We start from the raw sequence: 22864 nt of genomic DNA on the forward strand, positions 1-22864 counted from the left end.
CTACCTGGTTGGTGACAACTGTAGTTCCAAGAAAGTGCGCAGAATACCGCGCAGATCTGGAGGGAGCAGAGGATGGCGGCCATGAAGCCCCGCACCGGGGACGGTCCCCTCGAGGCAACCAAAGAAGGGCGTGGAATCGTGATGCGGGTTCCACTCGAGGGTGGCGGGCGGCTGGTCGTAGAGCTCACGCCGGATGAGGCCGCTGCGCTCGGTGACGAACTGAAGAGTGTCACCAGCTAGGAGATCGGCGCTGGCCGAGGTCGCCGATCTGCTGGCCTGTCCGGAATGTGGGCAGGCCATGCGGACCGAGCCCGACGGTCCCGATACGCCACGGGCACTGCACTGCGTCCGTGGGCACAGTTTCGACATCGCCCGTCAGGGATACGTCGGTCTGCTGACCGGTGCCTCCACCAAGATGACGGGCGACACCGCGGACATGCTCGACGCCCGCGCCGCCTTCCAGCGTGGCGGCGGCTTCGCACCCATCGCGGACGCGGTGGCCGAGGCCCTCGTCGCGGGCGGATCGGCGTCGCAGGCGCTGCTCGAGGTGGGTGCGGGTACCGGTTACTACCTCGCCCGCGCCCTCGACGCCCGCCCCGAAGCCAGGGGCATCGCGCTGGACGTGGCCAAACCCGCCGCCCGGCGGTGCGCGCGAGCGCATCCACGGGCCGCCGCCGTGCTCGCCGACGCCTGGCGTGGTCTGCCCGTACGTGAGGGCGTGCTCGGTCATGTGCTGACGGTGTTCGCTCCGCGCAACCCTGCCGAGGCGGCCCGGGTACTCGCGCGGGAGGGACGCTACATCGTGGTCACCCCCACGGCCTCGCACCTGAGCGAGCTCGTCGGTCCGCTGGGCATGGTGCGCGTCGACCCGGACAAGGACCGCCGCGTCGCCGAGGCGATGGCCGGTCATCTCGAACAGATCGATCGCAAGATCGTGCAATATCCGATGGAACTCACCCGCGACCAGGCCGCCCACGTGGTCGGCATGGGGCCATCGGCCCACCATCTCACGGGGCCCGCCGACACCCGCTTGGCCGCGTTACCCGAACGTATCGAGGTCACCGCCTCGGTCGCCGTGTCGGTGTACCGCCCCTCCTGAGCAGCCCGCCCCGATCGAGGGAGAGTCGCTCCGGTTCCAGTGGCGACATCTGTGGCCGAGTCCGGGCGCGGCCGTGCGAAGCCGGGCTCACAGCTCGCGAAGCCTGGCTCAGAGCTTGCGGACGTGGTCGTAGACCTCCACGGTGCGCGCCGCGATGCGCGTCCAGTCGAAATCGGCGATGGCACGGGCCCGTCCGGCCTCGCCGTACCGCGCGGCCAGCGCCGGATCGGTGGCGACCGCGTTGACCGCTTCCGCGAGCTGTCGTTCGTAGTCCAGCGCGGTCAGCGGGTCGTAGTGCACCAGGCGGCCGGTCACGCCGCCGTCGACGACCTCGGGGATGCCGCCCACATCGGAGGCGACCACCGCGGTCGCGCACGCCATCGCCTCCAGGTTCACGATGCCGAGCGGCTCGTACACCGAGGGGCAGACGAAGACCGCGGCGGCGGCCAGGATCTGGCGGATCTGCTCGGTCGGCAGCATCTCCCGCACCCAGAAGACGTGGTCGCGCCCTTCCCGCAACCGAGCCACCGCCGCGGCGGTCTCGGCGGCCAACTCCGGGGTGTCCGGGGCGCCCGCGCACAGCACCAGCTGGATGTGGGGGTCGAAATCCCTGGCCGCCGCCAGCAGGTGGCCCACGCCCTTCTGCCGGGTGATGCGGCCGACGAAGGCCACGATCGGCAGATCGGGCCGCACGCCCAACTGCTCCAGGATCGGCCGCTCACCAGCGGGCGGGGCGCCCGGATGCCACAGCGTGGGGTCGATGCCGTTGTGCACCACGTGCACCCGGTCGGCATCGATGGCGGGATAGGCGTCGAGCACGTCGTGGCGCATGCCCTCGCTCACCGCGATGACGGCGTCGGCGTGCTCCATCGCATTGCGCTCCGACCACGACGAGATCCGGTATCCGCCGCCGAGCTGCTCGGCCTTCCACGGCCTGCGCGGCTCCAGCGAATGCGCGGTGAGCACGTGCGGGACGCCGTAGAGCGTGGCGGCCAGATGCCCGGCCAGACCGGTGTACCAGGTGTGCGAGTGCACCACGTCGACCGCACCGGCGGCATCGGCCATGCGAAGTTGCGCGGAGAGCATCCGTACCGCCGCGTTCGCGCCGTCCAGCGCCGGGTCGGGGTCGTGCACGATCGCGTCCGCGCGCGGCGCGCCCATGCAGTGCACGTCGACGTCGGTCAGGTTCCGCAGGCGCGCGGTCAATTCCGTGACGTGGACTCCGGCCCCGCCGTAGACCTCCGGCGGATACTCGCGGGTCAGCATGGCGACGCGCAATCGATGTCCCGCATCGCCCGCCACGCCGGAGCCCACCGGCGAGTGCCCGTCGTCCGTGCCTGAACTCACCGGTCCAAAGTAGACGCTCACCCCACGGCGGGCCACTCGCAGCCCGACGACACTGTAGTTTGGGCAGGGTGAGGAGCCAGCCGCACGTACTAGGGATCGTGCTCGCCGGTGGCGAGGGCAAACGCCTGTTTCCGCTCACCGCTGACAGGGCGAAGCCGGCAGTCCCCTTCGGCGGTGCGTATCGACTGATCGATTTCGTACTCAGCAATCTCGTCAACGCGGGATATCTGCGACTGTGTGTACTCACCCAGTACAAATCACACTCGCTGGACCGCCATATCTCCCAGACCTGGCGTCTTTCCGGGTTCGCCGGTGAATACATCACGCCGGTGCCTGCCCAGCAGCGGCTCGGCCCCCGCTGGTACACCGGCAGCGCCGACGCGATCATGCAGTCGTTGAATCTCATCTACGACGAAGACCCCGACTACATCGTGGTTTTCGGCGCCGATCACGTGTACCGGATGGACCCCGAGCAGATGGTCCAGCACCACATCGATTCCGGCCTCGGAGTGACCGTCGCCGGTATCCGGGTGCCGCGCAGCGAGGCCGGCGCGTTCGGATGCATCGATTCCGACGAGTCCGGGCGCATCACCCAATTCCTGGAGAAGCCCGCGCACCCGCCGGGTACCCCCGACGATCCGAATGTGACGTTCGCCTCGATGGGCAACTACGTCTTCACCACGAAGGTGCTGGTGGATTCGATCCGCGCCGACGCGGAGAACTCCGACTCCGATCACGACATGGGCGGAGACATCATTCCCTCGTTGGTGGCCGCGGGCGAGGCGGGCGTCTACGACTTCGCCGACAACCAGGTGCCCGGCGCCACCGAACGCGACCACGGCTACTGGCGCGATGTCGGCACCATCGACGCCTTCTACGACGCGCACATGGACCTGGTCTCGGTGCACCCGGTGTTCAACCTCTACAACAAGCACTGGCCGATCCGCGGCGCCGCGGAGAACCTGCCGCCCGCCAAATTCGCCCGAGGGGGCCTGGCCGAGGAGTCCATCGTCGGCGCGGGCAGCATCCTGTCGGCGGCGACGGTGCGCAGTTCGGTGCTCAGCTCCAATGTCGTCGTGGACGACGGCGCGACCGTCGAGGGCAGCGTGCTGATGCCCGGCGTGCGGATCGGGCGCGGTGCCGTGGTGCGCCGGGCCATCCTGGACAAGAACGTGGTGGTCGGCGAGGGCGAGATCCTGGGCGTCGATCTCGAGCGCGACCGGGAGCGGTTCGCGGTCAGCAACGGCGGCGTGGTCACCGTCGGCAAAGGTGTGTGGGTCTAGAGACCGTGCCGGTCGGTCCGGGCGATGTGCCGCTCCGGGACGGTCACTGCGTCCGCGGCTTCAGGCAGAACGGCTCGCAGGGACCGGGCGAAGGCTGCGGGGTCGAGGTCCGCGTGGTCGGGTTGTCGGTCTCGCCCGTGCCGAAATCGGCCGTGTTCACCAGTACGGCCAGTCCGATCGCGGCGAGCAGCAGCAGTCCGAACACCACTGTCGCGCCGCCCCATTCGATCCGGTTGCGGTCGTCGTTGTTGTCGAGCAGGAACACCTCGGGTCCCCTCCTGCCCCACCCTCGGTGTGGCGCAACGACGGTTCGACACGGGTGGGGGTGACGAGCGTGCGTGGACGGATCAGCATCGGGACGCGCACAGCAACCCGTCGCCCACCGGAATGAGCACGCTGGTGAGTTCCGGGTCCTCGGCGACCGCGCGGGTGGCCGCGCGCACCGCGTGGGTCACCGCGTCGCGCTGATCGGGGTCGGGCACCCGCCCGGCGAGCAGCGCGTTGTGCAGGATGATCACGCCGCCCGGCCGCAGCAGCCGCACGCCCTGCGCGATGTACTCGGGGTGCTCCAACGGCGCGGCATCGACGAAGACCATGTCGTAGGCGCCGTCGGCCAGGCGGGGCAGCACGTCGAGCGCGCGGCCGTTGATCAGCCGGGTGCGCGCGGGCAGGATGTCGGCGGAGCGGAAGGCTTCCTTGGCCGCCCGCTGGTGCTCCGGCTCGGAATCGATGGTGGTGAGCGTGCCGTCCTCGCGCATGCCGTCCAGCAACCACAGCCCGCTGATGCCGGCGCCGGTGCCCACCTCGACGACCGCCCTCGCACCGAGGACCTGGGCCATCACGCTGAGCAGTGCGCCGACCGAGGCGGGCACCGGGGCGGCCCCCAGCTCCACGGCACGTTCGCGCGCGCTGACGAGGATCTCGTCCTCCACGACGGATTCCTCCACGTAGGCGAGATTGCGCTCCAGGTTCGATGCCACGGGTATGAGGCTAATGGGGCACCCCCGCTATCGGCGCTGCGACAACAGCAAACGAGGGCCACCGTTTTCTCAGCAGGTCCTCAGTATCTCCATATCCAGGGCATATCGGGACAGGAAAGAGTAGGCCCAGGCAAGACCAGTAGAGCGTGGCAGCCGCGGAACAACCACCCGGCGGCGGGAACAACGAGACACCTTCGCCTCGTTGTACCGGATACGCGACGGTTCGAGACCCGGACCGCAGCGGGTACCGCGCGTTTACGGTCCCGAGTAGGAGGTAGCCCCATCCACATGGTCAAGGGTTCGTTCGCGACACTTCCGGGGCAGACGGCGGCACAGGCTCGACGAGCCGACGCCGCTGCGCCCACCGTTCCCGTCGGCTACACCGTACCGCCCGAACCGGCCGGTGCCGAACTCGCATCCGATGCGCTGCCGGTCGTCGGGCAGTCCTTGGCGGAGATGTCCGAAGAGGAGCTTTCCGGTACCGCGGCCTTCGACGCGACCGGCGATCGGTCGGTCATGCCGTCCTGGGACGAACTGGTCCGTGAGCATGCCGACCGCGTCTACCGGCTGGCCTATCGCCTCTCCGGCAACGCGCAGGACGCCGAGGACCTCACCCAGGAGACCTTCATCCGGGTGTTCCGTTCCCTGTCGAACTATCAGCCGGGCACCTTCGAGGGCTGGCTGCACCGCATCACCACCAACCTGTTCCTCGACATGGTCCGCAGGCGCAACCGCATCAGGATGGAAGCGCTCCCCGAGGACTACGACCGGGTGCCCGCCGAGGGGCCCGGGCCCGAGCAGGTCTATCACGACGCCCGGCTCGACCCCGACCTGCAGGTCGCCCTGGACGCGCTGGCCCCGGAGTTCCGCGCCGCCGTCGTGCTCTGCGACATCGAGGGCCTGTCCTACGAGGAGATCGGCGCCACCCTCGGCGTCAAGCTCGGTACCGTCCGCAGCCGGATCCATCGCGGCCGTCAGGCACTGCGCGAGCACCTTGCGCATAATGGATCGCAGCAGCGCTACAACGCTGATGTGAAAGTCGGGTGATCGACCACCCCCGGGTCGGCGACCCGGTCGAGTGGAATGACGGTCGGAAGGTGAGCTCCGTGATGAGTGGCGAGTCCAGCACGCCCGGCAACGCGCACGCTTCGAGCCGACCACCTCGGAGCCATGCGCCTCAGGGCCGGGCACAGCGGTTCGCGCCCACCGAGCATCTGGCCAGCGAGGCCGTCGTCGCCTACGTCGACGGCGAGCTGCGCATGAACGCCTACCTGCGCGCGGCCCAGCATCTGGCCCAGTGCCCGGAATGCGTCGCCGAGGTCGAGGCGCAGCAGCAGGCGCGCATCGCCCTGCGCCAGTCCGGTCCGATCGCGATACCGCGCGGCCTGCACGACAGCCTCGCGCGCATCCCGCTGGCCGAGCTGCCCAGCGCCGACCGCGCATCCGACGCGAGCGCCTCCGGGCGCGGAAACGCCCGCAACGAGGCGGTTCTCGGTTTCCTGCCGGATTCGTTCACCGCGACCCGGTGGGCAGCCTGGTGGCGCAAGTAGAGTTTGGCGCGTGACCACCGAATCGCAGAACAACTCCACGGTGCCGGAGCCGCGACCCGCCGCGAACGACACGTCCGATTCGGCGTCCGACCGGGGGAATATGCGACCGTCGGACGCGCCCGTACTCGGGCCGCGCCCGGTCTATCGCCCCCATGTGGACTCCCATACCTCGCACGCTTTCCGCAGGCCGAACGGCGAGCGCGGTTCGTTCGCCGAGCGTGCGTCCGGCGCGGCGGCCACCGCCCCCGCCGCGGCGCAGCTGCCGCACAACCGCCCGCCGGACGCGGTGCTGGCCGAGGCGTTCGGCCGGCCCGAGGGCTCCGACGAACTGCTGCAGCGCGACCCGGACGCCGTCGGCGCCGCCGAAGCTCCCGCGGGCCCGGTCGATCCGTGGCGCGACCCGGAATCCGGCGCTCGGCTCGGCGCACCCGCGGTCGCCACCCCGCGCCCGGAACCGCTGCCGCTCGCACGCAAGCTCAGCGCCAGGGAAGTACTCTTCGGCTCCCACGTCGCGCCCAAGGCCCTGGCCCTGCTCGCCGCGCTCGCGCTCGCCATCGGCGTGGTCGGCGGCCTGGTCGGCCGGCTGACCGCCGAAACCAGCACCAACCTGACCTCCCGCAAGGTGACCCTGGAGCAGAGCGAGGGCATCGAGGGCCCCAGCGGACAGATCGCCCAGGTCGCCAACGCGGTCCTGCCCTCGGTGGTCTCCATCCGCACCACCGTCGGCGACAGCGGCTCGACCGGTTCGGGCGTTGTGCTCGACGGTGCGGGCTACATCGTCACCAACAACCACGTGATCTCGATGGCCGCGCAGGACACCAGCGACCGGGCGAGCATCCAGGTGACCTTCGCCGACGGCAGCCGGGTGCCCGCCGAGATCGTCGGTCGCGACCCCAAGACCGACCTGGCCGTGCTCCGGGTGGACGTGAAGAACCTGACCGTCGCCGAACTCGGTAAGTCCGAGGACGTGCAGGTCGGCGAGGACGTGCTCGCCATCGGCTCCCCGCTCGGGCTGAGCAAGACCGTCACCTCCGGCATCGTCAGCGCGCTGCACCGCCCGGTGAAACTCTCCGGCGAGGGCAGCGACACCAACGCGGTGATCGACGCGGTGCAGACCGACGCCTCGATCAACCCGGGCAATTCCGGCGGCGCGCTGGTGAACATGGCCGGGCAGGTCATCGGCATCAATTCCGCCATCCGCAGCGAGACCGGCGGCTCGGTGGGCCTGGGCTTCGCCATCCCGGTCGACACCATGACCGAGGTCGCACAGACCTTGATCCGCGACGGCGTCATGCACCACCCGAAGATCGGCGTCTCCGCACGCACCCAGACCGTGGCCAACGAGGTCATGAGCGGCGCGGCGGTTGCCGATGTGGAAGACGGCGGCCCGGCCGCCAGGGCCGGCATCGTGGAGGGCGACGTGATCGTCAAGGTCGGCGACCGGGAGGTCACCGGACCCGAGGAGCTGACGGTGGCGGTGCAGTCCCGCGACATCGGCGAAACGGTGACGGTCCGGTTGATTCGCGACGGCAGGCAGGTGGACGTTCCTGTGACGTTGGAATCCGACTGACCGATCCGGTGTAAGCCCAGGTAGCCTTGATTCGTGTTCAGCAATATCGGCTGGGGCGAGATGATGATCCTGCTCGTCGCCGCCCTCGTGATCCTCGGGCCGGAGCGGCTGCCCGGCGCCGTGCGCTGGACCACGAACTCCCTACGACAGATCCGCGACTACGCCAGCGGCGCGACAGCGCAGCTGAAGGAGGAACTCGGTCCGGAGTTCGACGACCTGCGCAAGCCGCTGGCCGATCTGAACGAGCTGCGCGGGATGACTCCGCGTTCGCTGGTCACCAAGCATCTGCTCAACGGCGACGACTCGGTACTGCGCGACCTGGAGAAGTCGGTGCCGACCAAGGACGAGTTGTACGGCGGTGGTTCGCCCGGCGGTTCCTACGGGACATTCGGCTCGAAACCGAACCTCAGCAAGCCGTCGCTGGAAAAACCCTTGGCCCGCAACGAACATCCCCCGATCGACCCTGACGCCACCTGAGTCACACCACGCGGCGTGTCCCGCGCGAAACGCCGGAAATTACCAAACCGACTGGGCTGTAGGGAAGTACAGTCGTCAAGCCGGGTATACACGGACGGCTGTCGAGCTGTCTAAACTTCGGACATGTCGGCCGATGACGTGGCGCGGGTCTTCGCGATAGAGGACAAAGTCGAAAGACTCAAGGCCGCGACCGAAGGGGTGGCGGCTGCGCAGCAGACGATCAACGAACTCACCAGAATTCGTCGCGCAGTGATCCGGGAATTGCACGAAGAGGGGTGGACGTTCGCCAGAATCGGTGCGGCCGCGGGGCTTTCCCGCGCCCGCATCCATCAGGTGAGCAGCCAGGGCCCCGCTCCGGAAGGATTGTTCTTCGGGCACAGCGCGATCACCGTGCTCACACCGGAAGTACGCGCGGGCAGACTGCTCGGCGCGCCCGATCCGAGCGCGGCGACCAAACTCGTCGACCTGTTGCGCGACTTGGGCTTTCCGGCCACGGTGGAGTACTTCGCGCCGGGCCGCCCGGTGGATCTCAACCGCGACGGACTGATCGTGCTCGGCGGCCCGGAACTCTCGCCCAGCCTGCGCCAGCTCGCCGCCGCCGATCCCCGGCTGCGCCGCACCGTCGTCCGCCCGGGCGATGCACGCCGTGGCATCGAGGACCGCGCCGCCCGCCGGGTCTACCGGCCCGCCGGTCCCGAGCCACACGACATCGCCTACCTGGCCCGGCTGCCCCGCCCCGACGGACGCGGCAGCTGCCTGCTCATCGACGGCCTGCATCCGCCGGGCTCGCTCGGCGCGGTACGCCTGCTGGCCACTCGGCTCGCCGGGCTGCACGAGCGCGCCGAGCACCACCTGTTCTCGGTACTCATCGCGGTGCGCTACGACCGGTCCACCGGCGAACCGCTGGACGCCGACCTGCTCACCCCGGTGTATCTGCACCAGGGCGACCCGCGCACCAATGGGCGCGTGCGCCGCTGATACGCACGGGTCGCCACCGGACGCGGCGCACAATCCGCGCGGTACGGAGGTCAGGCCGCGACGCGCGAGGGGCGCAGTGTGTTCATCGGCGGCCGGTCGGCCAGCGAGACCTCGGTGTGGTGTGCGGTGAATTCGTCGTCGATCACCGGGAACTGGGTCAGTGCCGCGCCGGAGTCGGCGACCCCACTACGTCCGAGCACCGTGCCCAGGATCTGACGGCTCATCACACCGAGTTCGGACAGCGGGCGGTTGCGATGGGTGCGCACCCCCAGGTTGACCTGGCCGATGGCCGACAGGCCGAGCTGGTCGTAGGTGTCGAGCAGCAGCCCGATCTCCACGCCGTAGCCGGGGGCGAACGGCACCGAGGTGAGCAGTTCCCTGGTGCCCGCGTACTCGCCGCCGAGCGGCTGGAGCACCGCGGAGAGCTCGGGGCGCAGCGCGGCCAGCAGCGGGCGCGCCACCAGTTCGGTGACCCGGCCGCCACCGTGTGCGTCCACCGCGCCGCCCTGGCGGAGCGGACGACGGTAGTAGGCCTTCACCAGGTGCATGTTCTCCACGCACAGCAGCGGCCCGAGCAGTTTCGGCACGAAGGCCGGGTCGGGATCGATGAGGTCGGAGTCGACGAAGGCGATCAGCTCGCCCGAGGTCGCGGCCAGCGAGCGCCACAGCACTTCGCCTTTGCCCGGCACCGGCTCGAGTTCGGGCACGGCTTCTTCCCGGGAGACGACCTCCGCACCGGCCGCGCGGGCCCGGGCCGCGGTGGCATCGGTGGAACCGGAGTCGAGCACCACCAGTTCGTCGACCAGGCTGCCCAGCAGCGGACGGATACTGGCCACCACGTCGGCGACGGTGTTCTCTTCGTTCAACGCGGGCAGCACGACCGAGACGGTGCGTCCCTGTTTGGCCTCGACGAGTTCGTCGACCGTCCATGCCGGGGTGTCCCAGGTGTTCGTGCGTGCCCAACCGGACTGACGATGTTGGTTTTTCATACCAGACCTCGCAAGGTTCGTGCGGGGGGCCGGAAGCCCTGGATCGCGGCGATCATGTCCACCACGCGCCGGGTGTGCGCCACTTCGTGGACACGGAAGACGCGGGCCCCCGCCGCGGCAGACCACGCCGTCGCCGCCAAGGTGCCCTCCAGTCGTTCGGAGAGACCCACACCAAGAGTCTCCCCGATGAAATCCTTGTTACTCAGTGCCATCAGCACCGGCCATCCGCTTTTTACGAGAACGTCCACTCCTCGCAACAATTCGAGCCCGTGATAGGTGTTCTTGCCGAAATCATGGGTCGGATCGATGAGGATCGAGTCCCTGCGCACCCCGGCGTCGGCGGCCCGCTCGGCGGCGCGCACCACAGTGTCGGTGACCTCGGCCACCACATCGGCGTAGCGCACGCGGTGCGGCCTGGTGCGCGGGATCGCGCCGCCGGTGTGGCTGCACACGATGCCCGCCCCGAGATCGGCGGCCACTCGGACCAGATCCGGGTCCGCGCCCGCCCAGGTGTCGTTGATCAGGTCCGCGCCCGCGGCCACCGCGTCGCGCGCCACCTGCGAGCGCCAGGTGTCGACGCTGATGAGTAGTTCGGGGTAGGCGGCGCGGATGGCGGCCACGAAGGGCACCACCCGGCGGGTCTCCTCCTCGGCGTCGACCACCTCACCCGGCCCGGCCTTCACCCCGCCGATGTCGACCAGATCGGCGCCGTCGGCGACGGCGCGGTGGACCGCCGCCATCGCGGCCTCGTCGGTGAAGGTGGCGCCGCGGTCGTAGAACGAGTCCGGGGTGCGGTTCACGATCGCCATCACCAGCGCCCGGTCCGTCGCGACCGGCTTGCCGCAGAGGGTGGGCCGCCACGCCGCCGGAGGCGAGGACACAGCAGGCGAGGACACAGCAGGCGAGGACTCAGCGGGCGACGACACAGCAGTCGACTCCGCGCACGACGACACCGCGGACTCCATCTCCGCGGACTGCGGTGCTGTACGTCGGGGCACCGCAGAAGGGCTGAACATGACTCGACTGTACCGACCACGGTCACGACCGTCGGGGCTCAGCTGGGCAGCGGACCGCCCGGCTCGGGCCGCAGCGCGACGAAGGCGGTGCTCAGCTCGGTGGCGACGGTCAGGCGGGCGCGGGCCCGTGTGGAGATGACGCCGTCCCCCAGTCCGTCGATCCAGTCGAACAGCCCGCGGTAGTAACCGTCGTGGTCGAGCAGCACCACCGGCTTGCCGTGCTCGCCGAGATAACCGCCGGTCCATGCCTCGAAGAACTCCTCGAGGGTGCCGATGCCGCCGGGCAGGGTGAGGAAGGCGTCGGCGCGCTCCTCCATGACCTTCTTGCGCTGGCGCATGGTGTCGGTGACGATCAGCTCGTCGGAGTCGGTATCGGCGACTTCCTTGTGCACCAGATGTTTCGGGATCACCCCGATCGTCCTGGCCCCGCCGGCCCTGGCCGCGGTCGCCACCGCGCCCATCATCGAGACGTGGCCGCCGCCGGAGACCAGTTGCCAGCCGCGCCGGGCGATTTCGGTGCCGACGCGGGCGGCCAGGTTCAGTAGTTCCGGATCGGTGGTGCTCGACGAGCAGTAGACGCAGACCGCGAACCTGTCGCTTCCCTGGTTGTCGTCGCTCACCACAGATCCTCGGTGCCGTAGGTGCTCAGGTCGGCGCGGGAGTCGGCGGCGCGGGCGATGATGTCGACCACCTCGTCCACATGATCGGTGACATACAGCAGGTCGAGATCACCCGGCGAGATCTTGCCGAAGCCCTCCAGCGAACTGCGGATCCAGTCCACCAGGCCGGACCAGTAGGAGCGGCCGAACAGGATGATCGGGAATCGGGTGATCTTGCCGGTCTGGACCAGGGTCAGCGCCTCGAACAGCTCGTCGAGGGTGCCGAAGCCGCCGGGCAGGCAGACGAATGCCTGGGAGTACTTCACGAACATCGTCTTGCGCACGAAGAAGTAGCGGAAGTTGATGCCCAGATCGACCCAGTCGTTGATGCTCTGTTCGAAGGGCAGCTCGATGCCCAGGCCGATCGAATAGCCGCCCGCCTCGCCGGCGCCCCGGTTCGCCGCTTCCATCGCGCCCGGACCGCCGCCGGTGATGACCGCGAAACCGGCGCGTGCCAGCGCCGCGCCGATCGCGTACCCGGCCTCGTACTCCGGGTGGTCGACCGGGGTGCGCGCCGAACCGAACACCGTGACCGCGCGCGGCACCTCGGCGAGCGCGCCGAAACCCTCGACGAATTCGGCCTGGATGCGCAGCACCCGCCAGGGGTCGGTGTGGACCCAGTCGGCATCCCCGCGGCTGTCGAGCAGATTGCGGTCGGCGGTGCGGATGCCGGGCTTGCGGTCGCGCCGGTACATGACCGGTCCCCGGAATCTCGCGGTGGACCTGGCTTGCGCGGCGGTTCGCCGGTCGGCGACCGCCCCTCGGTGATCCGCGAAACCCAAGTCCGCACCTGCCGAATCAGCGCCTCCCGGATCCGTGCTTCCGGCACCACCGCTGCCGGAACGAACTCCGCCGAAGGGGGAATGGCCGGCGGGGTCGGCGTCGCCGGAGGGGGAATGGCTGCCGGAATTCGCCCTGTCCGGGTTTCTGCTCTCGGTGGGATCGGCGGCGTCGGTGGACATGGGTCCACGCTACCGGGCCGGACGCGCCGGAATCCGTCGCCGTGGTGAATGCCCCGGGACGGCACGGCGACGCTCGTCAGGCCGGTGCGACGCCGCCGGTCAGATAGCTGCGCAACATCGCGGTGACCGCGGTGATCTGCGCGGTCGGGACGTGCTCGTCGCGCTTGTGCGCCAGGCTCGGATCGCCGGGGCCGAAGTTCACCGCGGGGATGCCGCGCGCGGCGAAGCGGGACACGTCGGTCCAGCCGTACTTGGCCCGTACTCCGCCGCCGCCGGTCGCGTTCACCGACTCGATCAGCGCCTTCGCGGCGGGAGCGGTGAGGCCGGGCAGCGCGCCCGGGGCGGCGTCGGTGACCTCGAAGCCGATGTCCGAGCCGGCGAAGACCTCACGCACATGCGCGATCGCCTGCTCGACGCTGCGGTCGGGGGCGAAGCGGAAGTTGACCGTCACGCCGGCCGCGTCGGGGATCACGTTGCCCGCCACTCCACCGTCGATCGCGACCGCCGACAGTCCCTCCCGGTAGACGCAACCGTCGATGTCGACGTCGCGCGGGGTGTAGCTCTCCAGCCGGGCGAGCACCGGCGCCAGGCGATGGATGGCGTTGTCGCCCATCCACGCCCGCGCCGAATGCGCTCGCACGCCGGTGGTGCTCAGCCGCACTCGCAGCGTGCCCTGGCAGCCCGCCTCGATCCAGCCGCCGGAGGGTTCGCCGAGCACGGCCAGGTCACCGTCGAGCCAGTCCGGAAGATCGCGTTCGATGTGGCCGAGGCCGTTGTACTCGGCGGCGATCTCCTCACCGTCGTAGAAGATCAGGGTCAGGTCGTGCACCGGGTCGGCGACGGTGGCGGCCAGATGCAGGAACACCGCGTCGCCGGACTTCATGTCGACCGTGCCGCAGCCGTGCAGCAGTCGCTCGCCGTCGGGGCCTACGCCGAAGCGGCTGGGGACGTTGTCCGCGATCGGCACGGTGTCCAGGTGGCCGGCCAGGATCACCCGGGTGGGCAGGCCGCGGTCGGTGCGCGCCAGCACCACGTTGCCGTGGCGCAGCACCTCGAATCCGGTGGTCTGCTCGCGCAGCGCACGCTCCACGACGTCGGCGATCGCGCGCTCGCCGAGGGAGACACTGGGGATATCGACCAGCGCGGCGGTCAGGGCGATCGGATCGGCGGACAGGTCGATGCTCACCGGGTCAGCCTACGACCTCCTCGCCGGGCCGGAGGTAGCTCACCACCCGCGCCGCGGGAGTGGGTAACCTCTGACGACGTGAGCATTCAGGGAGCAACAGCAGTCGGTATCGCCAATGTGACCGCGGACGGCACCGTCCTGGACACCTGGTACCCGAGCCCGGAACTCGGTTCCTTCGAGACCACCGGCACCGAGCGCCTCGACGCGGCCGCCCAGGACGCCGCCGGGTTCGCCGACCTGCTCGGCGTCGACTCCGCCCGCGGTGTCGACGTGATCGCGGTGCGCACCACCATCGCCGACCTGTCTGTCGCCCCGGCCGACGCCCACGACGTCTACCTGCGCCTGCACCTGCTTTCGCACCGCCTGGTCACCCCGCACTCGGTGAACCTGGACGGCCAGTTCGGCCTGCTCAGCAATGTGGTGTGGACCAACCACGGCCCGGCCGCGGTGGAGGGCTTCGAGCAGACCCGCCTGAAACTGCGCGCCCGCGGCCCGGTCACCGTCTACAGCGTCGACAAGTTCCCGCGCATGGTCGACTACGTGGTGCCCTCCGGCGTGCGCATCGGCGACGCCGACCGGGTCCGGCTCGGCGCGCACCTCGCCGCGGGCACCACCGTCATGCACGAGGGGTTCGTCAACTTCAACGCGGGCACCCTGGGCGCCTCCATGGTCGAGGGCCGCATCTCGGCGGGTGTCGTGGTCGGCGACGGCTCCGACATCGGCGGTGGCGCGTCGACCATGGGCACACTCTCCGGCGGCGGCACCACCGTCATCTCGATCGGCGAACGCTCGCTGCTGGGCGCCAACTCCGGCCTGGGCATCCCGCTCGGCAACGACTGTGTGATCGAAGCGGGCCTGTATCTGACCGCGGGCACCAAGGTCACCACATCCGAGGGTCAGGTCGTCAAGGCCGCCGAACTCGCGGGCCGTGACAACCTGCTCTTCCGCCGCAACTCCACCACCGGCGCGGTCGAGGTGGTGCATCGCAAGGGCACCGGGATCGAGCTCAACGAAGATCTGCACGCCCACAACTGATTCCCGTCCCCGGGCCCACCTGCCATGGGTGCGCCCGGGGCCGAATCAGGCCCGGGCGGCCAGGACCTTCTTCTGCACTTTGCCCATGGCGTTGCGTGGCAGCGACGAGACGATCCTGACCTCACGGGGGCGTTTGTGCACCGAGAGCTGTCCGGCCACCAGGTCGATCAGCTCCTGCGGCAGCGCGGCGGTGTCGACGTCGGCGCGCGGGACGACGAACGCGACGATGCGCTGGCCCAGATCGTGGTCGGGCAGCCCGACCACGGCCGCTTCGGCGACGGCGGGATGCCCGAGCAGGACGGTCTCCACTTCGCCCGCGCCGACGCGGAATCCGCCGGACTTGATCAGGTCCACCGATTCGCGTCCCACGATCCGATGGAACCCTCCGGCGTCGACGGCCGCGACGTCGCCGGTCTTGAACCAGCCGTCCTCGGTCCAGCTGTCCGCGGTGGCCTCGGGCCTGTTCAGGTAGCCGGCGAACAGCATCGGGCCGCGGACCTGCAGGCCGCCGATGCTCTGCCCGTCGTGCGGGACCGGAGCGCCGGTCTCGTCGCGCAGCCTGGTCTCGACGCCGCGTACCGGCAGACCGACCCAGCCGGGCCTGCGTTCGCCGTCGGCGCGGGTCGACAGGGTGATCATGGTCTCGCTCATGCCGTAGCGCTCCACCGGAGCGTGCCCGGTGAGTTCACGCAGCCGCTCGAACACCGGCACCGGCAACGGCGAGCTTCCGGAGACCAGCAGCCGCGCCCCGCTCAGTGCCTTCGCGGCGGCCTCGTCCTCGACGATGCGCGACCACACCGTCGGCACCCCGAAGTACAGCGTGCCCTCGGCCGCCGCGTACGCCTGCGGCGTCGGCTTGCCGGTGTGCACCAGCGGGCTGCCGAACCGCAGCGGGCCGAGCACGCCGAGCACCAGGCCGTGTACGTGGAACAACGGAAGGCCGTGTACCAGGGTGTCTTTCGAGGTCCAGTCCCATGCCTCGGCCACCGCGTCCAGACCCGCGGCGATGGCGCCACGGGTGAGCACGACCCCCTTGGGCAGGCCGGTGGTTCCGGAGGTGTAGAGCACGAAAGCCGGTGCCTGCGCGGGCGGTTCGGGATAGGTGTGCCACGAGCGCGCGTGCAGCCGGACCGGGATCACCGGCAGACCGCCGCTCTCCGGTGGCGCGACGCCTTCGGGCGCCTCGCCGAGCCAGGCCCGGGCCCCGGAATCGGCCAGGATGTGGGCGAGTTCGGCGGCGCCGGAATCCGGCGGCACCGGCACCACGGTCACTCCGGCGATCAAGCTGCCCACCACCGCGAGCACCGTGCGCAGGTTCGGCCGGGCCAGGACGGCGACCCGCTCCGCGCGGGCGACGCGCTCGGCCACCGAGGTCGCCGCGCCGAGCAGATCCGAACGCGACAGTGTCGTGCCCTCGATGGTGACCGCGTCGGGGATATCCGCACCCGCCGCGACCGCGGCCGGATTCAGGGAACTGAGCAGCAAGCTGGCACCGGACGGCATGGTCTCGAACCTACTGTGCGGCACGACGGGACCCGGCTACCGCCCCGCGACATCACGCCCCGGCCTCGATCACATGTGACCGTTGACACCTACGAGAGAGAATGAGAACGTCGAGTCACATCCTTCTCAACGCCGAGAACGGGGATCGAAATGGCCAGTCCACTGCGCGCCGCACGCTCGAGCGCGCCCACGTCGGGCAGCGCCGATATCGGCTTCGACATCCGCGACCACGTCGACGCGACGTCCGCGTTCTTCGGGGCCGCCACCAACGTCATCATGCAATTGAGCATGCCGCCGGTCGGTTACGGCGTGGTGGAGAGCAAGGTCGACAGCGGCAACATCATGGTGCACCCGGTCAAGCGCGCCCGTACCACGCTGACCTACCTGGCCGTGGCCATGGTCGGCACCGAGGAAGATCGCCTGGCCTATCGCGCGGCCGTCGACAGCGTGCACCGCGCCGTGCGCTCCGGCCCCGACAGCCCGGTGAAGTACAACGCCTTCGACCGGCGGCTGCAGTTGTGGGTGGCGGCCTGCCTGTACTGGGGCGCGCGCGACCTGCACGAACGCATGCACGGCCCCATGAGCGCCGCCGAGGCCGACGCCTTCTACCGCACTGCCGAGCGGCTGGGCACGACGCTGCAGGTCCATCCCGATCAATGGCCCGCCGACCGCGATGCCTTCGACGCCTACTGGCACGAGCACCTGGCGACGACCCGCATCGACCCGCCGGTGCGCGATTTCTTCTGGGACCTGGTGAATCTGAAGATGTTCCCGCTGCCGGTGCAGCTGGCCCTGGCTCCGCTGCACCGCTGGGTCACCGCGGGCCTGCTGCCCGAGCGGTTGCGCGAGCAGATGGGAATGCGCTGGAGCCCTGCCGACGACCGCAGGCTGGCCGTGCTGCTGAGCACCGTCGGGGCGGTGGAGGACCGGCTGCCGCGGGCGGTCAAGACGCTGCCGATCAGCGCCCTGCTGTGGGATATGCGGCTGCGCAGGCGACTCGGGTTGCCGATGGTCTGAACAGCCGCGCTACTCGCGGGCCTCGGAGGCCGGCACGGATTCGCGTTGCGGCGTGACCGGGACGCGGAAAGACACCACCACGTGATCACGGGCGAACGCGCGCGCCAACTCGTCGTCGCCGACCGGGATGACCGTCTGCGGGGTCAGCGCCATGGACACCGCCGTGCGGGCGATCATCTCCGCCAGCGGCTCGGGATCGTATTCGGGCAGCTTGCCCTCGGACTGCAGCCGCCGGATGAACTCGGAGAGATAGTCGCGGCCGAGCTCGATGATCGGCGCGCCGCGCGTGGTGAGGAAGGGCAGCACCAGTTCCGGCTCGGTGGCCAGCAAGCGGTGGATCAGCTGGTTTTCCCGCAGTCCGTTGATGAAGGCCACGAACAGCTCGACGATCTGGTCTTCGGCGCCCGCGTCGCGATCGACCTGCCGCGCCAGCACCTCATCGACGCTGTTGACGAATTCCCTGGACTGTCGCAGCGCCACCGCCTCGATGAGATCGGACTTGCTGGCGAACCGGCGGTACAGCGTGGCCAGCGACAGCCCGCAGCGGCGGGCGACTTCGACCATACTGGTCCGCTTGATCCCGAAGTCCAGGAAGGCCAGCAGGGCCGCGTCGAGGACACGGGACTGGTTACGGTCCTCGGGACCGCTGTTGCGAACCGCCGGGAGAAGCTTCTTCAGCCTTGCCATGTTCTTCCTCACCTCATCCGCGCCCCCGAAACGATGACACCCTCAGCATCGCATACCGCCATGAACCGCCCGATCGATTGACAGCCACGATCAGACAATGAGAAGGTTCATGATACTTCATCTCATCAGGGCACAAAGTCCCATTGACACACCACACCCAGGGTGAGAATCTGAGGCGACAACCTTCTCATCGCGTCACCGCTGCGCTGTATCACTCAGCACTGGCGACCGCGAGCCGGAAAGACGAGGAATGATGAGCGCGCCCCTTCGTGCAACGACGCCCGAAACACCGACCCCCGTGCGGGCTTCGAGCCCGAGCCGACCCACCGTCACCGACGACTTCCGGATGGAGGAGTTCTGGTACGGAAGCACCGCCCTGCTCGGTGGCGTCGCCAACGTCATCATGCAGCTCAGCCATGCTCCGGTCGCCTACGGCGTGCTGGAGAGCACCGTCGACTCCGGCAAGGTCACCCTGCACCCGCTCAAGCGCCTGCGCACCACGCTGACCTACCTCTCGGTCGCCATGATGGGCACCCAGGAGGAGATCGACACCTACCGTGAGGCGGTCAACACCTCGCACCGCTCGGTGCGTTCCCATTCCGACAGCCCGGTCAAGTACAACGCCTTCGATCCGAAGCTGCAGCTGTGGGTGGCCGCCTGCCTGTACTACGGCATCGTGGACCTGCACGAACGGCTGCACGGCGGCCTGGACGAGGCCACCCTCGACGCCCTCTACGCCAAGTCGGTCAATCTGGGCACCAGCCTGCAGATGCGCCCGGAGATGTGGCCGGCCGACCGCGCGGCCTTCCAGGAGTACTGGGACGCCGAACTGGCCGAGAAGAAGATCGACGCGCGGACCAAGGCCTACTTCGACGGCCTGATCGATCTGACGATGGCGGCGCTGCCGATCCGGATCTTCGCGCCGTTCCACCGCTTCGTCGTCACCGGCCTGCTGCCCGAGCACCTGCGCAACGAGATGGGCATGACCTGGTCGCCCATGCAGGAGCACACCCTGCGACTGCTGCTGCTGGTGATCGGCAAGGTGCAGTCCAAAACGCCCAGGGCGGCCCGCATGTTCCCGATGAACTACTACCTGTGGGACTTCCGCAAGCGCGTGCGCAGCGGCAGGCCGCTGGTCTGAGCCGTCAGTCCCCCATGTGGGGGTAACGGTGGCCGGTGGGTGGCGCGAACGTCTCCTTGAGCGTGCGTGGCGCCACCCAGCGCAGCAGATTCAGCGGTGAGCCCGCCTTGTCGTCGGTCCCGGACGCCCGGGCACCGCCGAAAGGCTGCTGACCGACCACCGCGCCGGTCGGCTTGTCGTTGACGTAGAAATTGCCCGCCGCGTAGCGCAGGACATGCGCGGCGCGTTCGATGGCCGCCCGCTCGCGGGCGAAGACAGCTCCGGTGAGCGCGTAGGGCGCGGCCGATTCCGCCTCGCTCAGCACGGATTCGAAGGCGTCCGGCTGACCGTCGTCGTAGACCCGCACGGTCAGGATCGGGCCGAAGTACTCCGTACGCAGCGCCTCATCGGCCGGATCGTCGCAGAGCAACACCGTCGGATCCACGAACCAGCCCTGCGCATCGTCGTGCCCACCGCCGACGGCCACGGTGAGGCCCGCGTCCCGAGCCCTGGCGAGCGCGGCGACATTCTTGTCGTAGGCGCGCTGATCGATCAGCGCCCCACCGAAGTTCGCCAGATCGGCGACATCGCCGTAACGCAGATCGGCCACGCTGCCCAGGAACCGGTCGCCCATCTCCCGCCACACCGAGCGCGGGATGTAGGCGCGGGAAGCGGCCGAACACTTCTGCCCCTGGTACTCGAAGGCGCCGCGAATCAGCGCGGCGGTCAACGCTTTCGGGTCGGCGGAGGGGTGCGCGACGATGAAATCCTTACCGCCGGTCTCCCCCACCAGTCGCGGATAGCCTTGGTAACGGCCGATATTCGCCCCCACCTCGCGCCACAGGTACTGGAACGTCGCGGTCGAGCCGGTGAAATGAATGCCCGCCAGACGCGGATCGGCCAGGGCCACCTCCGACAGGTGCACGCCGTCGCCGGTGACCATGTTGATCACCCCGGGCGGCAGGCCGGCGGCCTCCAGCAGGCGAATCGTGTAATAGGCCGACAGCGTCTGCGTCGGCGCGGGCTTCCACACGACGGTATTGCCCATCAGCGCGGGCGCGGTGGGCAGGTTGCCCGCGATGGCGGTGAAGTTGAACGGGGTGATCGCGTAGACGAAGCCCTCCAGCGGGCGGTACTCCATCCGGTTCCACACTCCGGGCGAGGACTGCGGCTGCATGGCGAGGATCTCGCGGGCGAAGTGCACGTTGAAACGCCAGAAATCCACCAGCTCGCACGGCGCGTCGATCTCGGCCTGCGCCGCCGATTTGGACTGCCCGAGCATGGTGGCGGCAGCCAGCGTCTCGCGCCAGGGGCCCGCGAGCAGTTCGGCCGCGCGCAGGAAGACCGCGGCCCGCTCGTCGAAGGGGAGTTCGCGCCAGCCGGGACCGGCCGCGACGGCGGTCTCGATCGCGGTCTCGGCTTCGGCGTGGGTGGTGTCGGTGTAGGTCCCCAGCAGCAGGTCACGCCGGTGTGGCGCGAGGATCGCGTGCCGATCCCCGGTCCCCGGCCGATGCTTGCCGCCCACCACCAGCGGTACATCGACGGTTTCGGCGGAGATCTCCGCGATTCGCGCCAGCAGCAGCTCCCGCTCCCCACTTCCGGGGGCGTAGGAGTGCACCGGCTCGTTGACGGGCGTCGGGACCACTGTGGAAGCGTCCATAATCAAGGCTAGCCCGGTGCGCGCGCCCCTGGCGATGATTCTCCGGCCCGCGAGTCGCGGCCACCCACGACCCGGCCGCGCCCCGGACCACGCGACCGCGGGAGGCCCACGATCGCCGCCGCCGCGTGACCGTCATCGGCTCGGCCGACGAGGGCGCGCCCGACCAGCTCAGGCCCGCGCGGCCTTCAGGCGCGCCACCGCCGCCGCGACGCGCTCGTCGGTGGCGGTGAGCGCGATGCGCACGTGTCTGCCGGAGCCCGGCCCGTAGAAATCGCCCGGAGCGGCGAGGATGCCGCGCTCGGCCAGCCAGTCCAGGGTCGTGCGCGCGGACTCGCCGCGCGTCGACCACAGGTACAGCCCGGCCGCCGACAGATCGACGGTGAAGCCCGCCTCCACCAGCGCCGCGCGCAGCACCTCGCGCCTGGCCCGGTAGATCTCACGCTGACGCTTCTCGTGGGCGTCGTCGGCGAGGGCGGCGGTCATGGCGGCCTGGATCGGGAAAGGCACCATCATGCCGGAGTGCTTGCGCACCTCGAGCATCTCGGCCACCAGTGCCGGATCACCGGTCACGAAACCGGCGCGGTAGCTGGCCAGGTTCGAGGTCTTCGACAGCGAGTGGACCGCCAGCAGGCCGGTGTGGTCGCCGTCGCAGACCCGGGGATCGAGGATCGACACCGCGGGCTCGTCCCAGGCCAAGCCCAGATAGCACTCGTCGGAGGCGACGATCGCGCCGCGCTCGCGAGCGAAGTCGACCACTTTGCGCAGGTGCTCGACACCGAGCACCTTGCCGGTCGGGTTCGACGGCGAATTGAGGTAGATCAACGCGGGCGATTGCGGGCCGAGCTGGGTGAGCCCATCGGCCCGCAGCACCCGAGCGCCGGCCAGCAGCGCGCCCACCTCGTAGGTCGGATAGGCGATCTCCGGGATGACCACCAGATCGCCGGAGCCGAGGCCCAGCAGCCGGGGCAGGCCCGCGATCAGTTCCTTGGTGCCGATCACCGGCAGCACGGCCGAGGCAGACACACCGGTGATGCCGTAGCGGCGCTCCAGCGCCGCCACCGCGGCGGCCCGGAGTTCAGGGGTGCCGTGCGTGGTCGGGTAACCCGGCACGTCGGCGACGGAGCTCAACGCCGCGCGGATCACCTCGGGCACCGGATCGACCGGCGTGCCGACCGAGAGATCGACGATGCCGTCGGGATGGGAGGCGGCCTTCGCCTTCACCGAAGCGATGGTGTCCCAAGGGAAATCGGGCAGCAGCGCGCTGACCCGGCCACGTACGGCCACTCGGGGCTGACTCACCCGATCTCACTCACCCATCGGAGGGAGTCCCTTGACGAACGGCGGGTCGTAATCGACCTTGCCGACCTTCGTCGCGCCGCCCGGGGAGCCGAGATCGTCGAAGAAATCGACGTTCGCGCTGATGTACCCGCTCCACTGGTCCGGGGTGTCGTCTTCGTAGAAGATCGCCTCCACCGGGCACACCGGCTCGCACGCACCACAGTCCACGCACTCGTCGGGATGGATGTACAGCATGCGACCACCCTCGTAGATGCAGTCCACGGGGCATTCCTCGATGCATGCCTTGTCCTTCACGTCAACGCACGGTTCAGCGATGATGTACGGCACTGCCGTTCTCCTAGTCTGTCCTGACCTGTGGGGTGGTACGCCCTGCAAAACCCTATCCCGGACGCCGTGTTCGGCACCGATCAGCCTGCCCTAACTCGCCGGTATCACACGACACCCGCG

At 69.6% G+C, this 22864-nt stretch carries 24 protein-coding genes; 11 read left to right on the plus strand and 13 right to left on the minus strand.

All coding sequences use genetic code 11. The features are described from left to right. The first annotated feature begins 72 nt into the window (after window positions 1-72). Together IU449_RS12210 and IU449_RS12215 are read left to right on the plus strand one after the other, a co-directional pair. A complete protein-coding gene (locus IU449_RS12210) occupies window positions 73-240 on the plus strand; it encodes a DUF3117 domain-containing protein (protein ID WP_011211259.1) in 168 nt (55 codons plus the stop codon). Beyond that, the gene (locus IU449_RS12215; protein WP_324188201.1) at window positions 227-1099 is read left to right on the plus strand and encodes a putative RNA methyltransferase; all 873 of its coding nucleotides are present in this window, start codon (window positions 227-229) and stop codon (window positions 1097-1099) included. Before IU449_RS12210 ends, IU449_RS12215 begins: the two co-directional genes overlap by 14 nt. A 108-nt stretch (window positions 1100-1207) precedes the next feature. On the opposite strand, the gene glgA is transcribed toward IU449_RS12215, so the two are convergent. Continuing rightward, on the minus strand, window positions 1208-2377 hold the full coding sequence (gene glgA, locus IU449_RS12220; protein ID WP_195002522.1) for a glycogen synthase: 1170 nt from the start codon (window positions 2375-2377) through the stop codon (window positions 1208-1210). Window positions 2378-2514: 137 nt separating this feature from the next. On the opposite strand from glgA, the gene glgC reads away from it, so the two are divergent. After that, entirely contained in the window at window positions 2515-3729 is a 1215-nt protein-coding gene (glgC, locus tag IU449_RS12225; RefSeq protein ID WP_195001911.1) for a glucose-1-phosphate adenylyltransferase, read from the plus strand. A 43-nt stretch (window positions 3730-3772) separates the two neighbouring features. Here glgC and IU449_RS12230 read toward each other — a convergent pair whose 3' ends face one another. After that, window positions 3773-3994 carry a hypothetical protein gene (locus tag IU449_RS12230; protein ID WP_195001912.1) on the minus strand — a complete coding sequence of 74 codons (222 nt, stop codon included), beginning with the start codon at window positions 3992-3994 and terminating at the stop codon, window positions 3773-3775. A gap of 82 nt (window positions 3995-4076) precedes the next feature. Further along, window positions 4077-4709 (minus strand): O-methyltransferase, encoded by a 633-nt coding sequence (locus IU449_RS12235; protein ID WP_416382134.1) that lies wholly within the window; start codon window positions 4707-4709, stop codon window positions 4077-4079. 288 nt (window positions 4710-4997) lie between these two features. Here IU449_RS12235 and sigE point away from each other — a divergent pair, with 288 nt between their 5' ends. The 5 genes from sigE to IU449_RS12260 all read left to right on the plus strand — a co-directional run bounded on the left by sigE (window position 4998) and on the right by IU449_RS12260 (window position 9284). Next, window positions 4998-5756, plus strand: a complete 759-nt coding sequence (gene sigE / locus IU449_RS12240; RefSeq protein ID WP_228803934.1) for an RNA polymerase sigma factor SigE — start codon at window positions 4998-5000, stop codon at window positions 5754-5756. Between the two features lie 62 nt (window positions 5757-5818). Next, entirely contained in the window at window positions 5819-6259 is a 441-nt protein-coding gene (locus IU449_RS12245) for a zf-HC2 domain-containing protein (protein WP_228803936.1), read from the plus strand. A 10-nt stretch (window positions 6260-6269) separates the two neighbouring features. Beyond that, window positions 6270-7829 carry a S1C family serine protease gene (locus IU449_RS12250; RefSeq protein ID WP_416382135.1) on the plus strand — a complete coding sequence of 520 codons (1560 nt, stop codon included), beginning with the start codon at window positions 6270-6272 and terminating at the stop codon, window positions 7827-7829. A gap of 33 nt (window positions 7830-7862) precedes the next feature. Beyond that, complete coding sequence (gene tatB, locus IU449_RS12255) at window positions 7863-8306, plus strand: Sec-independent protein translocase protein TatB (RefSeq protein WP_195001913.1); 444 nt, start codon at window positions 7863-7865, stop codon at window positions 8304-8306. 123 nt (window positions 8307-8429) lie between these two features. After that, window positions 8430-9284 (plus strand): hypothetical protein, encoded by an 855-nt coding sequence (locus IU449_RS12260; RefSeq protein WP_195001914.1) that lies wholly within the window; start codon window positions 8430-8432, stop codon window positions 9282-9284. A 50-nt stretch (window positions 9285-9334) separates the two neighbouring features. Here the strand turns inward: IU449_RS12260 and IU449_RS12265 are convergent, their stop codons facing one another. The 5 genes from IU449_RS12265 to dapE form a co-directional block, all read right to left on the minus strand. After that, window positions 9335-10273, minus strand: coding sequence for a glucosyl-3-phosphoglycerate synthase (locus IU449_RS12265; protein ID WP_195001915.1), 939 nt, complete (start codon window positions 10271-10273; stop codon window positions 9335-9337). After that, complete coding sequence (gene folP, locus IU449_RS12270; RefSeq protein ID WP_228804540.1) at window positions 10270-11238, minus strand: dihydropteroate synthase; 969 nt, start codon at window positions 11236-11238, stop codon at window positions 10270-10272. Before folP ends, IU449_RS12265 begins: the two co-directional genes overlap by 4 nt. An 89-nt stretch (window positions 11239-11327) precedes the next feature. Then, a complete protein-coding gene (locus IU449_RS12275; protein WP_195001917.1) occupies window positions 11328-11912 on the minus strand; it encodes a TIGR00730 family Rossman fold protein in 585 nt (194 codons plus the stop codon). Further along, the gene (locus IU449_RS12280; RefSeq protein ID WP_195002527.1) at window positions 11906-12643 is read right to left on the minus strand and encodes a TIGR00730 family Rossman fold protein; all 738 of its coding nucleotides are present in this window, start codon (window positions 12641-12643) and stop codon (window positions 11906-11908) included. Before IU449_RS12280 ends, IU449_RS12275 begins: the two co-directional genes overlap by 7 nt. A 343-nt stretch (window positions 12644-12986) precedes the next feature. Further along, on the minus strand, window positions 12987-14096 hold the full coding sequence (dapE, locus tag IU449_RS12285) for a succinyl-diaminopimelate desuccinylase (RefSeq protein WP_195001918.1): 1110 nt from the start codon (window positions 14094-14096) through the stop codon (window positions 12987-12989). 78 nt (window positions 14097-14174) lie between these two features. Between dapE and dapD the strand changes: the two genes are divergently transcribed. Further along, on the plus strand, window positions 14175-15131 hold the full coding sequence (gene dapD / locus IU449_RS12290) for a 2,3,4,5-tetrahydropyridine-2,6-dicarboxylate N-succinyltransferase (protein WP_195001919.1): 957 nt from the start codon (window positions 14175-14177) through the stop codon (window positions 15129-15131). 45 nt (window positions 15132-15176) lie between these two features. On the opposite strand, the gene IU449_RS12295 is transcribed toward dapD, so the two are convergent. Then, the gene (locus IU449_RS12295) at window positions 15177-16634 is read right to left on the minus strand and encodes an acyl-CoA synthetase (RefSeq protein WP_195001920.1); all 1458 of its coding nucleotides are present in this window, start codon (window positions 16632-16634) and stop codon (window positions 15177-15179) included. A 150-nt stretch (window positions 16635-16784) separates the two neighbouring features. Here IU449_RS12295 and IU449_RS12300 point away from each other — a divergent pair, with 150 nt between their 5' ends. After that, window positions 16785-17651, plus strand: a complete 867-nt coding sequence (locus tag IU449_RS12300) for an oxygenase MpaB family protein (RefSeq protein WP_195001921.1) — start codon at window positions 16785-16787, stop codon at window positions 17649-17651. 9 nt (window positions 17652-17660) lie between these two features. Here IU449_RS12300 and IU449_RS12305 read toward each other — a convergent pair whose 3' ends face one another. Next, window positions 17661-18338 carry a TetR/AcrR family transcriptional regulator gene (locus tag IU449_RS12305; RefSeq protein WP_195001922.1) on the minus strand — a complete coding sequence of 226 codons (678 nt, stop codon included), beginning with the start codon at window positions 18336-18338 and terminating at the stop codon, window positions 17661-17663. A 298-nt stretch (window positions 18339-18636) separates the two neighbouring features. Between IU449_RS12305 and IU449_RS12310 the strand changes: the two genes are divergently transcribed. Next, window positions 18637-19479, plus strand: a complete 843-nt coding sequence (locus tag IU449_RS12310; RefSeq protein ID WP_324188202.1) for an oxygenase MpaB family protein — start codon at window positions 18637-18639, stop codon at window positions 19477-19479. Between the two features lie 4 nt (window positions 19480-19483). Here IU449_RS12310 and pruA read toward each other — a convergent pair whose 3' ends face one another. The 3 genes from pruA to fdxA all read right to left on the minus strand — a co-directional run bounded on the left by pruA (window position 19484) and on the right by fdxA (window position 22744). Further along, a complete protein-coding gene (gene pruA / locus IU449_RS12315) occupies window positions 19484-21118 on the minus strand; it encodes an L-glutamate gamma-semialdehyde dehydrogenase (RefSeq protein ID WP_195001924.1) in 1635 nt (544 codons plus the stop codon). A 168-nt stretch (window positions 21119-21286) separates the two neighbouring features. Further along, window positions 21287-22417, minus strand: a complete 1131-nt coding sequence (dapC, locus tag IU449_RS12320; RefSeq protein ID WP_416382136.1) for a succinyldiaminopimelate transaminase — start codon at window positions 22415-22417, stop codon at window positions 21287-21289. 6 nt (window positions 22418-22423) lie between these two features. Further along, window positions 22424-22744, minus strand: a complete 321-nt coding sequence (gene fdxA / locus IU449_RS12325; RefSeq protein WP_195001925.1) for a ferredoxin — start codon at window positions 22742-22744, stop codon at window positions 22424-22426. Window positions 22745-22864: the final 120 nt, after the last annotated feature.

Origin of the sequence: Nocardia higoensis (assembly GCF_015477835.1) — a bacterium.
Taxonomy (GTDB): Bacteria; Actinomycetota; Actinomycetes; order Mycobacteriales; family Mycobacteriaceae; genus Nocardia; species Nocardia higoensis_A.

Excerpts from the sequence above, each read along its gene's own strand:
- IU449_RS12210 (WP_011211259.1), top strand. The coding sequence starts at position 73 with ATGGCGGCCATGAAGCCCCGCACCGGGGACGGTCCCCTCGAGGCAACC.
- IU449_RS12280 (WP_195002527.1), bottom strand. The coding sequence starts at position 12,643 with ATGTACCGGCGCGACCGCAAGCCCGGCATCCGCACCGCCGACCGCAAT.
- IU449_RS12265 (WP_195001915.1), bottom strand. The coding sequence starts at position 10,273 with ATGAAAAACCAACATCGTCAGTCCGGTTGGGCACGCACGAACACCTGG.
- folP (WP_228804540.1), bottom strand. The coding sequence starts at position 11,238 with ATGGAGTCCGCGGTGTCGTCGTGCGCGGAGTCGACTGCTGTGTCGTCG.
- sigE (WP_228803934.1), top strand. The coding sequence starts at position 4,998 with ATGGTCAAGGGTTCGTTCGCGACACTTCCGGGGCAGACGGCGGCACAG.
- IU449_RS12260 (WP_195001914.1), top strand. The coding sequence starts at position 8,430 with ATGTCGGCCGATGACGTGGCGCGGGTCTTCGCGATAGAGGACAAAGTC.
- pruA (WP_195001924.1), bottom strand. The coding sequence starts at position 21,118 with ATGGACGCTTCCACAGTGGTCCCGACGCCCGTCAACGAGCCGGTGCAC.
- IU449_RS12305 (WP_195001922.1), bottom strand. The coding sequence starts at position 18,338 with ATGGCAAGGCTGAAGAAGCTTCTCCCGGCGGTTCGCAACAGCGGTCCC.
- IU449_RS12300 (WP_195001921.1), top strand. The coding sequence starts at position 16,785 with ATGGCCAGTCCACTGCGCGCCGCACGCTCGAGCGCGCCCACGTCGGGC.
- IU449_RS12295 (WP_195001920.1), bottom strand. The coding sequence starts at position 16,634 with ATGCCGTCCGGTGCCAGCTTGCTGCTCAGTTCCCTGAATCCGGCCGCG.
- IU449_RS12245 (WP_228803936.1), top strand. The coding sequence starts at position 5,819 with ATGAGTGGCGAGTCCAGCACGCCCGGCAACGCGCACGCTTCGAGCCGA.